Below are 13,711 nucleotides of genomic sequence, written 5' to 3'. Positions count from 1 at the left end.
ACACGCTTGTCACTACCTAAGGACGGCAACTTCCGAGCCGGAGCCAGCCTCCGAGTTATGTTGCTAGTCCAAGTGAAGTCTAGGCCGCCTTCGGCGGCCTAGTCAGGCTAGACCGCCGAAGTGCCTCAGGCGCACACACCGGTACGTCAGCTATTCCGTGGAGCGCCCGATCCACCCTTGAACTGCTTGGATGGCCGAGCGGGGGCCCAGTTCAGCTTTCGCTCCTCCACTTCTTTGAGGACCGCATCGACCTGGGGCGGATGCGAGCTGCTGGGTTTGAGCTTGCCAATCGATGGATATATTTCCTCCGCCTGACCAAGAAGGGCCGTCAATCGCTCTACGTCCTCAGCCTTTTCTACTGGACCGAGCTGCCCCAGCACGATGCGCTTGGCAAGTTCCGCCAGGAAGGCAATATCCTCGTCCGCACCTTTCGTCGCTTGGTAATTAACCTCGGACGAGAGCAACAATAGGATCATTTCCACGTCCTCTTGTTTAATAGATGAAGCCCAAACAGTCTTCCAACTTCCTTCATTCAATTCAGATAGCAGGCGAGACTTCATCTTCCGCGCGTCACTATCGCCCTGGCTTGCAAGCAGTTGGACAACCAGCGACGTAAGGGTGGGGGCCGCACCAGATTTATCTACCAAGTCCTGAAAGCTAAAATCTTGAGGAAGTCCAATGAACGGAATCAGTTCTCGAAAAGCTCGTTGCCAAAGTGTTTTCAACGGAGTAGGTACCAGCCCATGAAGAAAGTTGTCCAGCTGCGAGGAGCTTGCCTGAAAAACATTAAAGCCTCGACGCCACCTCATCGATTTGGGATAGAACTCACCCATTTCCCGGTAGTGTTTCTGAACAGACTGGATCAATGCTGCTGAGACGACTGGTCGTTTGAATGCGGGCGGCTGCGGTCTCAGTTCCGCAGCCTTGTTTGCAAGCTCCAGCAGGAACTCTCCCAATAACGCGACTCTCTTCTTAGGGTCATCCACCGGACCGTCTGGGTTCAGAACTATAGTCTTGAGCCCAACGGCAGCGTTTAGCTGGTCCAAAGCTGGATTCGGTTCTAGCCGCACAATGTAGGAGGGCCTACGGTCCGCTTCTGGAATGTCGCGCATCATCTGCATCAGCTTGAACCAGATGATGCGGATGTTCACATCCCGAAAGCTATAGCCCATGAAAAGCACCGACTTGCCGAGCAGGTCGGATCTAAACTTCAAGTCCATCGGCGACTCGAAGTCGAGGCGCTTATAATAAGCCGACTCAGTAAGCACGAGCGTGTTCTCATGCTTTAGGTCGCCATGATATTTAACTATCTGAGTTCGTTCCGTATCTGCCAGAGCTACATCTTTTGGCAGCACGACCGTGCTTATGGGGCGATCAAGAGCCTTATAAGTTGACTCAATAAGATCATCATAATTAGTGGTGTATATCTGAGCTGCTCCCAGGTTCACTAGCTCAACATGCGGACCTGAAGTTAGCGGATTTTTGTGAACCGATAGACTTCGCTCCAACTGGCTGCGGATTGGGCCAATTCGCTTGTCACACTTTAGGAATAGATACTCAGCTATTTGCAGATAGTCACCCCCAGTCGCTAGCTCTAGTTCCTCAAAAGTTAGAGACCCATCGATCTCAGCACATAGCTCACGCAGCATCGTCTCCCAACTTGGAAGATCCAAAGCTGCAGAAAAGCCCGCCCCGACGAATGGAATGAGACGACGCTCTGCAGCCAACGCTATAAGCTCATCTGGGATCTCGATCATTACTCCCCCTACATCACGGATCAGACGAAAGTCGTGGTCCTAGAATCACAGTCTCTATCGAGACCCCAATCACCAACCTGAAAGGTATAGCTCCACTACCCTACGACTTGTCGGCGGACTTAATGGACTCCGCGCTATCTCGCTTGCAGCTTGAATAGAACCTCTGCTCAGATCATGCCCGCAGAAGCGCTGGTCTGAACGAAAGTCCAAGCAACGGAGCTGGGACGCTTCGGACGAGGCCTCAGACGAATGTCCCAGTTCGTGACGGTGCTTTCAGGATTAGAGGGCTTGCCCGCCTGCGTGGCGCCCGAGACCAGGATGATGAGGCCGCTGGCGACGGCCGCGCCGAGGAACCTGGCCGCCTGCGGGGTGAGCTTTCCGAGCTCCACCCGGTGCTCGAGCCGGCTGGCTTTGACGACGAACTTGCGGATATTGATGGCCCAGTCACGCCGGGTGACGTCCGGGATCAAGACGTGCAGCCTGGAGCCGTCCGGGAGCGCCACCGCCACGAATGGGGAGGAAATGTCAAGGAGCCGGCCTGAGCTCTTCAGCATCCGTTCCACAAGGTCCCGGACCTGCTGGTCCGTCAGCGAAACGGAGGTCAGTTCCGATTCGCCGTTGCGCGCCACATAGATTTCATTCGGGAAAGATTTGATATAGGTTTCTCAAAGTCCGACTGCTAGCGCCTCCCACTTTGCCGAAATTTCCAAGGCCGGTTGTGAGTCTTGCCAGCTCTGCCCCGCCCTGAAATGCAGGTTCCAACCAGCTTGACCACAACGCAGAGAAACCCCCGCCAGTCGTGATGACTGACGGGGGTTTTCACATCGTCAATAGATGGGAGTGCGAGAGAACTCTTACTTGGCAGGAACCTCCCACTCCCAGCCACCTTCCTGTTGAGGGAAGCTGAAAGAAATGCTCTTGGGCCATTTGGGTGCGTCGAGCAATACGATGCCCGAGGCCTTTTCCCCGGGACCGATGTCGGGAAGCAGGACAGACCTATCTGTCGCGCAGTTATAAACCAAGTCAGAAGACACAGTGTTCATACGTGTACCGTCGGCAGCGTAACCCCGCCATCCGGACGCATTGAAGGACACCTGGTCCCTCCCCATCTGCCCGGGCAGATCCTTTCCGGTTTCCACGGCCACGGTAACCGCCATCATCTGGCCGTTCCCTGGAACGTCGACTGGATAGGTGCACTTGAACGGCTTGATCCCCATGACCTTGAAGTGCACCGCGGACGCTTCGACCGTATCCCCTCCGATAGCAGCCGTTTCCCCTGTCTTCTTCGGGATGTTACCTCTGTCGTTCGTCGCTATCGACGCGGACTCTGATGCAGTGGACTCCGATGCTGCGGAGCCGCTCGGCCTCGGTTCGGAGGGTGCCGAGCAGGACGCCAACGCCATAGCCGGAATGGCCAATAGAACGAGTCGTKTTTTCAATTGTCCCCCTGGGAAATTCACGCCGCAAAACCTTTGCAATCATCAAATGTTCTCATGCTGTCCGCCCGATCATTTCTCAGATGCAAAGGCAACCCCCGATAGCATCCGAACCATCTCAACGCCAATCCCTAAGAAACGCGGCTCCAGTGTCTCAACGCGAATGACGACACGCGGGCAGGAATCCCGGCAACCTGTTGGCCCAGCGGATGCCGCGTAGGTGTTCCGGGCAGCGTCGAAACTCCTCGATGTCCCATTCCGAATCGCTCACACGCTCCACGTCGCCGGGGGGGGATCCAGGCCCAATGCCCGTGCCGCGCTTCGCCTGCCCACCCCACAAGGGTGTATGAGGGGTTCCAGCGTTCCGCGACGCCGTAGACACTCACCGTGTCGCCGTCAGCCAGGGGGGGGCTTGCAATGACCTTCGAGTAGTTCCCGTACTCCCACGATTTGGTTTCTTCGGGCGGGTGTCCCGGATCCGGTTTCAAGTACTCGGACGTTTCGCCGTCGAGCGTGAACGCTGCCATGCTGTAAACATATCTGCCGCCTGTGAGCATCCGGCCCACAGCGACCGCGTCTCTCGTCACCACACAGCGGACACTAGACCGAAGCTCTGACATGGCAGCGCAAGCCATTAGTCTATGCACTAAAGAACAGTCCACGAGGGGGAAACGCATGACCGCTACGTCGAACTGCAAGCCGTGGTGTACCGACCATCAAGGCGCCGATGAGTGTTACACCCGTTTCGTGATCTACGACAAAGGCGATGAAGAAAAAGCGGAGCCCACCGAAGGATCCTTAGCCGCTCAATTCAAAGCGTTCGGCGGTTTGCCTGTAGATATCTCGTGGATCGCTTTTGTCGCAGCTCAAGATGAAGAAGACGAACAACCCGTAATGGACCTCCAGTTCTACGAGACTGAAGGAGACGAACCAAATTCCACACTGCACCTAGATATGGAAGCGCTGAAGGAACTCCATTCGAACTTCGGCGCGATACTCAAAAATTTTTCCTAACTGGAAGAAAAACTACGCATGAGTGCAGCTAAGGAAGCGCCCAAACGGCCCCGGTTTCTGACTGTTGAACAGGTAGCCGAAGACCTGAACGTCGGCCTCCCCACCGTACGGATGCTATTGAAGTCCGGCGAGTTGCGAGGGATCCAGATTGGTGGGCGCGGTCTGTGGCGCGTCGCCGCCACTGACCTAGAGTGCTACATCGCCGACGCCTACCGGGTCACAGCAGAAAAGATCACAGCCGGGGAAATTGAAGAAGGGATGTTGTCATGACAAGTGCCCTGGAACGAAAAGCGCGGGTGGACGAAACAGCTCGTTTGCTGGCTTTGGGCCTGAGTCAAAAGCAGATCGCCGATCAGGTGGGAGTCCATCCTAGGACCGTCGCTGACTATGCGGCTGGCATCCGTGAGGACGCGACTAAAGCAACACGAGCCCAGCGGCGCAAAGAGGAACCCCGCCCGCATGGATAGCTGACGGGGTTCTCTGTGGCACCCTACAAATCGCAGGCAGGCAGGGGGCTGCGTGGCGAACTGGCTACGCAGTCCCCTTGCATGACGCCAAACCATAACCGCTTGCCGAGTTCACGCTTATGACTGCGCCGTCCACTGTGATGCGGCAAATTACGTTGTTCGCGCCGCCGTGGTTGACCGGCGCGTTGAGCCAGATTTCCTCGATGCCCGGATCGTCCAGGAGCGGCTGGAGCGCACCAAAGCCCGCCACAGCGTCGAAGACGAATCTCCGGGCCGACTCCAACGGGCCCAGCGGGGGCAAAGGCGCCAGGAGGGCCCGTTCGTCGTAGTCGCTGACAGCCGCCTCGACCAGGCGCCGGACTTCGCCGGACTCCCGCAGGGGGTCAAGGCCCCGCCGGCGGATCAGCTCACGGACCTCGTCCTCAACAATGCGTACAGCCTCCACCTAGACCCCCATATGACTGCCGCCCCGGTGCCGGCGCGATGGGGTTAAAACTAGGGGCGGGCAACCGGTCCGGCAAGGGGTGCCGTGGGTGCATGTGGATAACCGCTTGGTTTCAACATGACAACTTTCACTTTGGTAACTCTTGAATCACTGGTCTCAGATGTCGGCCGATGTTAGGGTGAGCGCGTTAAGTCAGACATTCTCTCAGCCCGGCCAGCTCTCTTCGTAGCCCCTCGGGCGCGAGACCGTGTGGCGCGGCTCCCACAGCGTGCCATTGCCCCGGAGCGGAACATGAAGCGCACCCTTTATCCCCCCACCAGCCACCGATGCCGCCGGGCAGGGGCCATTCTCCTCGCCGCCACCCTGCTGGCCATCACCGGCGTTCCGTCGCCGGCAACCGCCGTCGAGCAGCCGGCCACGCCCCCGGCGTCTGCCACCCCTTCTGCCAGCCCGTCGCCGACGGCCACGAGCACCGTGCCGGCGGCATCCGCAACGGCCCGCCCGGCCGCCACGGCACCTGCACCGGCCGCCCCGGCGCCGGCACCGACCGCAACGCAGGCACCGACCGCAACCCAGGCGGCGGCACAGTCCGCGGCGCCGGCAGGCGGCGTCAAGGACCGGGCGGCCATGGCCGCGGCGGTCGGCCCCGGTGGCGCCGAGATGGGCCAGCGCTCCGCCCGGGTCAGCGTTCCGTCGCCACTTCTGAAGGCGACCACCGAGTCCGCCGCCATTGAATCGCTCACCACGCAGGGCACGTGGTCGCCGTCGTACGGGGTCAAAGGCCTGGACGTCAGCGGCCACCAGACCAGCGTCAACTGGCAAAGCCAGTGGAACATGGGGGCCCGCTTCGCCTACGTCAAGGCCAGCGAAGGAAACTACTTCACCAATGATTCCTTCGGCGCCCAGTACGACGGCGCCCGCAGCGTCGGGATGATCCGGGGCGCCTACCACTTCGCGATCCCGAACTGGTCATCGGGAGCCGACCAGGCACGCTTCTTCGTCCAGAACGGCGGCGGCTGGAGTGCCGACGGCCGGACCATGCCCCCGGTCCTCGACTTCGAATTCAACCCTTACGCCGGCCGAACCATCAACGGCTTCTACTTCGGCAACACCTGCTACGGCATGTCCCCTTCGCAGCTGACGTCCTGGGTGCGCGACTTCGGGAACACCATGCGGGCCCTCACGGGCCGCCTTCCCGTCATCTACACCAACACGTCGTGGTGGAACCAGTGCACGGCCAACGCGGCGGGCTTCGGCGACTACCCGCTGTGGGTCGCGTCCTACCCGCTCTCCGCCACGGACAACGCCGGGCCCGTCCCCTCCAGCTGGAGCGTTTTCAGCATGTGGCAATACAGCAGCACCGGGCCGTTCGTGGGTGACTCCAATATCTGGAACGGCGACTATGCCTCACTCCAGCGCTTCGCCGGGACGCCGCTGCCCACCGGGTCCTTCGACGACCTCTCCGTAACCCGCGACGGCGCCGCGGTCTCCCTGCGCGCCCGGGGCTGGTCGGCAGACCTGGCGAGGACGTCCTCCTCGATCCAGACCCACATTTACGTGACTGATCCGTCCGGGACCACGAAAGGCTACGCCTGGCAGGCCAACCAGCCCCGGCCCGATGTTGACCAGGCCCTCGGCTACGGTCCGTTGCACGGCTTCGACGGCACGGTCCGGATCACGGCTTCGGGCACGTACAAGGTCTGTGCCTACGCCATCGGGTCCTTCGGCAACACACTCCTGGACTGCAAGTCCATCCGGGCCACCGGGGTGGAGGCACCGACGGGGTCCTTCGACAGCTTCGGCCAGGTCCGCACGGCAGACAAGGTCACCCTGCAGCTCAAGGGCTGGGCAGCCGACCTCGCCAACCCCTCGGCCTCCAGCTATGCCGACGCCTACGTCACCGACCCGGCCGGGAAAACCACCGGGTACCGGATGACGGCCAACGTCGCACGGAAGGATGTCGCGGACGCGACGGGCCTGGGGCTGGCCCACGGCTTCGACTACCAGGTCAAAGCCACCGTTCCGGGATCGTACCGTGCGTGCGTCTACGGGATCGGGCGAAACGCCAACGTGCTGCTGTCCTGCAAGACCACAAACGTCGAGGCCAACCCCGCACCCTTCGGCTCCTACGATTCGGCGTCCCTCACCCAGGCGCCCAACGCCGCGAACTTCCAGGTGAGCGGGTGGGCACTGGATCCGGTGCAGCCAGGCAAGAGCGTGCCCGTGCACGTCTACGTCCAGTCGCCGAACGGAACCAACCCCGGCTACGCCTTCACCGCGAACCGCCCGCGTCCGGACGTCAACGCCGCGCTGCAGACGGTCGGTGACCACGGATTCCAGGTCTCGGTCCCGCTGACCCGGGCCGGGAAGTACACCGTGTGCGCCTATGCCATCGGCATCGCCCCGGTCACGGCCGGCAACACCCTGCTGGGCTGCAAGTCCATCAGCGCGGCCCCGACCCCCGCCACCATGGGTTACCTGGATGCGGCCTCGATCCAGGTCGCCAGCGGCAAAGCCTCCATCAAGGCCTCCGGCTGGACCCTGGATCCGTCCTTCCCCGCCTCATCGATCCCGGACCACGTCTACGTGACCTCGCCTGACGGGATCCGGAAGGGGTACGCCTTCATGGCCGACCAGAAGCGCCCGGACGTCAACCGGGCCCTCGACACGGTCGGAAACCACGGCTTCACGTCATCGGTCCCCATCACCCAGCGCGGCCAGTACCGGGTGTGCGCCTACGGCGTCGCGGTCTCGATGCTGAGCCTGAACAATTCCCTGCTGGGGTGCCAACCCCGCAYRTGCGGGGGCCGGTCTGCGTTGTGGTGCCTGGGGCTGACCGTTAAGGACCGTTAAATCAGGAACCGAGGTAGTCGCTCAGCCGCTCCGCCGCGGAAGGAACGGTGAACCCGGTCGCCTTGATCTTGTCCAGGTTAAGGGCGCTGTTCAGCGGCCGCGGCGAGACGGCCTTGCCCTTGAAGTACTCCTCGGTGCTCACACCGGTCACGGCTTCCCGCGGCTTGCCGGAGAGTTCGTAGACGTCCGCGGCGATGTCCGCCCAGGACTGCTGCTCGCCGTCGTTGCTGAGGTTGTAGACGCCGTACTCGGCGCCCGATTCCAGCAGATGCCGGATGCCGGCGGCGATGTCTTCGGTGAAGCTCAGCCGCCCGATCTGGTCATCAACCACCGACGGTTCGATGCCGCGCTCGGCCAGCGAGGCCATGGTGCGGACAAAGTTGTTGCCCTCGCCGATCACCCAGCTCGTGCGCACAATGTAGTGCCGGGGCACCACACTGACGACGGCGTCGCCCGCGGCTTTGGTCTGGCCATAGACGCCCAGCGGCGCCACCGGCTCCGATTCGTCGTGCGTGGCGCGCGTGCCGTCGAAGACATAGTCCGAGGACACGTGCACCAGGGTGAGGTCGTGTTCGACGGCGGTGCGGGCCAGCCGCGCCACGGCCGTGACGTTGACCCCCCAGGCGGCCGCGCGGCCCTCGGCCGACTCGGCGGCATCCACGGCGGTGTAGGCCGCAGAGTTGATGATCGTGGAGTAGACCTTCCAGTTCCGTCCGGCGAAGGCGTCCTCGCTGCCGAGGTCAAACTCGTCCCGGCCGGCAAACTCAACGGACGGGTCGCCGTCGTACTGCCGGCGCAGCGCCTTGCCGAGCTGGCCGTTGGCGCCGACCACGAGGACCTTCTTCGGCGGCATCGGCGTGACGTCCGCCAGGCGCGGGTGCGCCTTGTCCTTGTCCGAGAGCTCGGCCTGGCCCAGCGGCACCGGCCAGCTGATGGCCGCGGTCTCGTCGGCGAGGTTCAGGAACGTGTACTGGCCCTGGGCGTCGGCGGACCAGTGGTCATTGACGAGGTACGTGTAGGCAGTGTTGTCCTCCAGCGTCTGGAAGGCGTTCCCCACCCCGCGGGGAATGAAGATGGCCTGGCTGGGGTCCATCTCGGCGGTGAACACGGCGCCGAAAGTCGGGCCTTCGCGCAGGTCCACCCAGGCGCCGAAAATCCTGCCGGTGGCCACGGAGATGAACTTGTCCCACGGCTCGGCATGGATGCCGCGGGTGGTGCCGGCGGATTCGTTGAACGAGATGTTGTTCTGCACCGGACGGAAGTCGGGCAGGCCAAGCGCCACCATCTTTTCCCGCTGCCAGTTCTCCTTGAACCAGCCCCGGTTGTCACCGTGGACCGGAAGGTCGTAGAGGACAACGCCGGGGATCGGGGTTTCGTGCGCTGTGAGCTGGCGGCCTTCTGGGGCCGCCACCAGTCCTCGTTGTTCCGGTACCAGGCGATGGTGTCTTCGATGCCGGCCTCGAAGTTGGAGAACTGCGGCTTCCAGCCGAGTTCCTCGCGCAGCTTGGAGGAGTCGATGGCGTACCGCATGTCGTGGCCGGGCCGGTCCACCACGTGCTCGTACGCGTCCGGCGCCTGGCCCATGTGCTTGAGGATCAGTTCGACGACGTCCTTGTTGTTCTTCTCGCCGTCGGCGCCGATCAGGTAGGTCTCCCCGATCCGGCCCCCGGCGATGATCGCCAGGACAGCGGACGAGTGGTCGTTGGCGTGGATCCAGTCACGGACGTTCTCGCCCTTTCCGTACAGCTTGGGACGGATGCCGTCGATCACGTTGGTGATCTGGCGCGGGATGAACTTCTCCACATGCTGGTACGGACCGTAGTTGTTGGAGCAGTTGCTGATGGTTGCCTGCAGGCCGAAGGACCGCACCCAGGCGCGGACCAGCAGATCCGAGCCCGCTTTGGTGGAGGAATACGGGCTGGAGGGGTTGTAGGGCGTGCTCTCGGTGAACCGCTCCGGGTCATCGAGTTCGAGATCGCCGTAGACCTCGTCGGTGGAGATGTGGTGGAAGCGCTTGTTGTGCTTCCGCGCGGCCTCGATCAGGGTGTAGGTCCCGATGATGTTGGTGTCCAGGAACGGGCGCGGATCGTGCAGCGAGTTGTCGTTGTGGGATTCCGCGGCGTAGTGCACCACGACGTCGGACCCGGCAACCAGGCGCTCCACCACGGCGGCGTCGCAGATGTCGCCCTGCACCAGCGTGAACCGGTCTGCAGGCAGGCCCGCCAGCGACTCCACATTGCCCGCGTAGGTGAGCTTGTCGAGGACCGTGACGTGGTGGTCGGTGTTCTCCAGTACGTAGTGGACGAAATTGGAGCCGATGAAGCCGGCGCCGCCGGTGACGAGGAGTTTCTGCATGAGGCCAGCTTACCGAAAGGCCGTTGCCTGCTCAGACCCGCCGGCGGGTCCTCCGGAGGGCTTCGACCATGAGCCGGACCAGCATCACGCGGGCCGCGACGATCTTCGGCAGCGACCGCAGGCCGGCCGGCGTCTGGTTCGATTCGTGGATCCGGCGGTAAATGGTCGACTCGTCAAGGTGGGTTATCGATCCGGCGACATTGCCGCAGATGGCCAGCCAGAGATCGTGTGATTCCCGGACGTAAGCAGGAATCGGGGTGAAGCAGCGGGCAGCCTCCCGGCGGAAGGCCATGCCGCAGCCGTAGTACGCCCGGTACCCGATCAGGATGGCGAACAAGTTTGCCACGTGCCGCCGCGAGTCCGCGGACTTCAGCCGCGGAATCCAGGGCCGGTTTCCGCCGCCCAGCATGTCGAAATTGCTGGCGACCACCATAGAACCGGACAAGGCAGCGAGCATCAGCTCCAGCCGGCCCGGAATCCAGACATCGTCCTGGTCGGACAGGAACACGTACTCCCCCCGGCTCAGCCGGATCGCTTCCTCGAAGCTGCGCACGTACCCCCGGTTGACAGGCGAGCGGACGAGCCGGATCCGCGGATCCTCGATCCCCTCCACGATCGCGGCAGTCTCGTCGGGGGACGCATCATCGACCACGACGAGCTCGTCGTCGGGACCCAACTCGGCGAGGATGGACGCTATCTGCTCCCGGACAAAGGCCGCACCCTTGTAGGTGGCCATGCACACGCTGGCCCTGATCTTCGGCACGCCGGGGCCATTCTCGTCGTTCATGCGAACCACTCTAGGCGACTCCCGGGCCAGGGGCCGGTGCGGGGCAATCGCGTATCATCGTTAGGTCAAGCCCCCCAGCACGAGGACCGTACCGCATGAGACCCGTTCTGTTCAGGCTTGCAGGCTTCACCCTGTTGCCGCTGCTGGCGCTGGTCCTGCCGTTCCTGCTCCTCCCGGTCGTTTCGCGGGTGGTGGGGGCCGCCGGCTGGTCCAGCATCACCTCCGGCCAAGCCATTGGCATCTTTGCGTCGACCATCATTCTCTGGAGCTGGAACATCTCGGGCCCGGTCGAGATTGCCCGTGCCGGCGCCTTCCCGCTGCGGGCGGCACTTTATTCCAGGAGCGTCCGTTCCCGGATCCTGCTCGCGGTCCTCGTCCTGCCCGTCATGAGCGTGATCGTCGCGCTCGTGGCCCGGGAGGGTTTCCGCCTCGATGCCATCACCATGGCCTGGGCCACGGCGCTGACCGGTTTCTCGCCCGCGTGGTACGGCATCGGCACCGGCCAGCCCCGGATCCTCGCCGTCTACGACACCCTCCCCCGCTTCTTTGCGGCCATCATCAGCGCCCCGGTCATCCTGCTCACCGGACAAGTCTGGACGTACGGGCTGGTCTCGGTCCTTACGACGCTCGTGGCATTGATCGCATTCCACCGCCGGTTCGGCGAACCCCGGACCTGGCTGCCCCGGAGCCCGCGGACCGTCGTGCGGGAGATCGTGCCCACCGCGGGCACGGCCGGCATCAACTTCACGGGAAGCGCCTACGGCTCGTCCCCGGTTCCGATCGCCACCGCGACGGTGCCATCGGCCGCTGCCACGGCCGGTTTCGCCTCGGCGGACGCCATCTACCGCCTGGGGCTCTTCACGATTGTGGCGCTCGGCAACACGTTCCAGGGCTGGACCCTGGAACACGATGCCGCCAACCCGCGCCGCCGCCACTTCGCGGCCATGGCTGCCCACGCGGCCCTGGGGCTCGCGGGCGGGATCTTCCTCACACTGTTCGGCCCGTGGGTCTCCGGCGTGATGTTCGGCGAAGCTGTCCGCGCGGACACCCTGACCTGCCTGTTCTACGGGGTGTCCTTCTTCTTCATCTCTTCATCAACGCCCCTGATCCGGAATGTGCTGATCCCCGCCCAGCGCCAGAAGTCGGTGCTGATGTGGACCGCGGTTTCCGCCGTCGTCGGCGTGCTGCTCATGGTGGCGGCCGGGCTGGCGGCCAACGTTCCCGGCATCGCCCTGGGCATGGCCGTGAGCGAGGCCCTCCTGTTCCTGGGCCTGCTGCGCCCTTCCCTCCGGATCCTGCCCGCGGGCGCCCGCGGCCGGGGCCGGAAGGTAGGATCAGCAGCGTGATCGCCAGATGCCCACGGCCGATCGCCGCCGTCATCACCGCATTCCCCCGGATGATCACGAATCCCGAACTGGACGCCGCCCACTCCGTCAGCCGCCTCCGCGCCGTTGATATATTGGAGAACTATGAAAATTCTTGACTCGACCCGTGTGCTGGTCATAATGCCGGCGTGGAACGAAGCCGAGTCCGTGGGGAATACCGTCCGGGAAGTGCTGAGCGTCGGCCGGCCCTACGATGTCCTGGTGGTCAATGATGGCTCTGCGGATGCCACCGCCGCGGTCGCGAAAGACGCTGGCGCCACCGTCCTGACACTGCCGTTCAACCTGGGGGTCGGCGGTGCCATGAGGGCAGGCTTCAAGTACGCCCAGCGCCTCGGTTACCAGCGCGTGATCCAGGTGGACGCCGACGGACAGCACGATCCCCGCAATATCCACGAGGTCCTGGCAGGCCTGGAGCACGCGGACATCTCCATCGGTGCCCGCTTTGCCGACCGCGGCGATTATTCGGTCAGCGGCCCGCGCAAGTGGGCCATGCAGCTCCTCGCCAAGGTCATCTCAGGACTGGCCAAGACCCGGCTCACGGACGTGACCAGCGGCTTCCGGGCCGCGAACGGGCGCGCCATCAACCAGTATCTGGACCACTACCCTGCGGAGTATCTGGGTGACACCATCGACTCCCTGGTGGTGGCGATCCGCTCCGGCTGCCGGGTGACCCAGGTCCCGGTCGAAATGCGCCCGCGCCAAGGCGGGACTCCCAGCCACAACCCCGTCAAGTCCGCCGTCTACCTGGGCCGGTCCGTCTTCGCCCTCATGTTCGCGCTGACCCGTAAGCGGTCCACCATTTCCGACCCCGCGCTGGCCCCCAAAGGAGCCGTCTAATGGGCAACTGGCCCGCCTTTTTCCTTGCCCTGGCGATCGTCGGCGTCGTCTTCGAGATGCTCCGCCGAAAGAAGCTTCGCGAGAAATACGCAGCACTCTGGCTCTTCGTGGGCATCGGCACGCTGGTTCTGGCCGCGTTTCCGAGTCTGCTGACGATCGTGGCCGAACGCGTCGGCGTCCAGCTGCCGTCCAATCTGCTGTTCATCATCAGCATCCTGCTGCTGCTCGGTGTCTGCCTGCACTTGTCCTGGGAGCTGTCCGTGGTCGAGGACGAGACCCGCACCCTCGCGGAGGAAGTGGCCATCCTCCGGACCATGGTCGAGGACATGTCCTCCCGGGACGGCGACGCTCCGGCGACGCCGACGACGAAGTAGG

The 13,711-nt window shown here is 63.2% G+C and carries 11 protein-coding genes and 3 pseudogenes; 7 read left to right on the top strand and 7 right to left on the bottom strand.

What is annotated here, in order from left to right; all coding sequences use genetic code 11:
* Positions 1-146: 146 nt before the first annotated feature.
* From AC1D0A_RS17805 to AC1D0A_RS17795, 3 genes and pseudogenes are all read right to left on the bottom strand, one after another.
* Positions 147-1,757 (bottom strand): SIR2 family protein, encoded by a 1,611-nt coding sequence (locus AC1D0A_RS17805; RefSeq protein ID WP_476946420.1) that lies wholly within the window; start codon positions 1,755-1,757, stop codon positions 147-149.
* A 287-nt stretch (positions 1,758-2,044) separates the two neighbouring features.
* Positions 2,045-2,401 (bottom strand): annotated as a pseudogene (locus tag AC1D0A_RS17800) (CpaF family protein); the annotation flags it as partial.
* Between the two features lie 210 nt (positions 2,402-2,611).
* Positions 2,612-2,989 (bottom strand): hypothetical protein, encoded by a 378-nt coding sequence (locus AC1D0A_RS17795; RefSeq protein ID WP_476946419.1) that lies wholly within the window; start codon positions 2,987-2,989, stop codon positions 2,612-2,614.
* Positions 2,990-3,868: 879 nt separating this feature from the next.
* On the opposite strand from AC1D0A_RS17795, the gene AC1D0A_RS17790 reads away from it, so the two are divergent.
* Genes AC1D0A_RS17790 through AC1D0A_RS17780 form a run of 3 tightly spaced genes read left to right on the top strand, consistent with a single transcriptional unit; the run spans position 3,869 to position 4,674 of the window.
* Positions 3,869-4,207, top strand: a complete 339-nt coding sequence (locus AC1D0A_RS17790; RefSeq protein ID WP_476946418.1) for a hypothetical protein — start codon at positions 3,869-3,871, stop codon at positions 4,205-4,207.
* An 18-nt stretch (positions 4,208-4,225) separates the two neighbouring features.
* Positions 4,226-4,477 carry an excisionase family DNA-binding protein gene (locus AC1D0A_RS17785; RefSeq protein ID WP_476946417.1) on the top strand — a complete coding sequence of 84 codons (252 nt, stop codon included), beginning with the start codon at positions 4,226-4,228 and terminating at the stop codon, positions 4,475-4,477.
* Positions 4,474-4,674, top strand: coding sequence for a helix-turn-helix domain-containing protein (locus tag AC1D0A_RS17780; protein WP_476946416.1), 201 nt, complete (start codon positions 4,474-4,476; stop codon positions 4,672-4,674). The genes AC1D0A_RS17785 and AC1D0A_RS17780 overlap by 4 nt, the downstream gene beginning before the upstream one ends.
* 178 nt (positions 4,675-4,852) lie before the next feature.
* On the opposite strand, the pseudogene AC1D0A_RS17775 reads toward AC1D0A_RS17780, so the two are convergent.
* Positions 4,853-5,119 (bottom strand): annotated as a pseudogene (locus AC1D0A_RS17775) (CpaF family protein); the annotation flags it as partial.
* A 291-nt stretch (positions 5,120-5,410) separates the two neighbouring features.
* Here AC1D0A_RS17775 and AC1D0A_RS17770 point away from each other — a divergent pair.
* Positions 5,411-7,972: a lysozyme gene (locus AC1D0A_RS17770; protein ID WP_476946415.1), complete on the top strand. Its 2,562-nt coding sequence runs from the start codon at positions 5,411-5,413 to the stop codon at positions 7,970-7,972.
* Position 7,973: 1 nt separating this feature from the next.
* Here AC1D0A_RS17770 and AC1D0A_RS17765 read toward each other — a convergent pair whose 3' ends face one another.
* The 3 genes and pseudogenes from AC1D0A_RS17765 to AC1D0A_RS17755 all read right to left on the bottom strand — a co-directional run bounded on the left by AC1D0A_RS17765 (position 7,974) and on the right by AC1D0A_RS17755 (position 11,114).
* On the bottom strand, positions 7,974-9,383 hold the full coding sequence (locus tag AC1D0A_RS17765) for a sugar nucleotide-binding protein (RefSeq protein WP_476946414.1): 1,410 nt from the start codon (positions 9,381-9,383) through the stop codon (positions 7,974-7,976).
* Positions 9,344-10,327: pseudogene (rfbB, locus tag AC1D0A_RS17760) on the bottom strand (dTDP-glucose 4,6-dehydratase); the annotation flags it as partial. The gene AC1D0A_RS17765 and the pseudogene rfbB, both read right to left, overlap by 40 nt.
* Before the next feature lie 31 nt (positions 10,328-10,358).
* Complete coding sequence (locus AC1D0A_RS17755; protein WP_243181210.1) at positions 10,359-11,114, bottom strand: glycosyltransferase family 2 protein; 756 nt, start codon at positions 11,112-11,114, stop codon at positions 10,359-10,361.
* A gap of 95 nt (positions 11,115-11,209) precedes the next feature.
* Between AC1D0A_RS17755 and AC1D0A_RS17750 the strand changes: the two genes are divergently transcribed.
* The 3 genes from AC1D0A_RS17750 (at position 11,210) to AC1D0A_RS17740 (ending at position 13,710) form a co-directional block, all read left to right on the top strand.
* A complete protein-coding gene (locus AC1D0A_RS17750; RefSeq protein ID WP_243181209.1) occupies positions 11,210-12,460 on the top strand; it encodes a polysaccharide biosynthesis protein in 1,251 nt (416 codons plus the stop codon).
* A gap of 123 nt (positions 12,461-12,583) precedes the next feature.
* A complete protein-coding gene (locus AC1D0A_RS17745; protein ID WP_243181208.1) occupies positions 12,584-13,336 on the top strand; it encodes a glycosyltransferase family 2 protein in 753 nt (250 codons plus the stop codon).
* The gene (locus AC1D0A_RS17740) at positions 13,336-13,710 is read left to right on the top strand and encodes a DUF2304 domain-containing protein (protein ID WP_043435190.1); all 375 of its coding nucleotides are present in this window, start codon (positions 13,336-13,338) and stop codon (positions 13,708-13,710) included. The genes AC1D0A_RS17745 and AC1D0A_RS17740 overlap by 1 nt, the downstream gene beginning before the upstream one ends.
* The last annotated feature ends 1 nt before the right edge of the window (position 13,711 follow it).

Source organism: Arthrobacter sp. P1_D4, from assembly GCF_056406115.1.
This window is presented reverse-complemented; position numbering and strand designations above follow the sequence as displayed.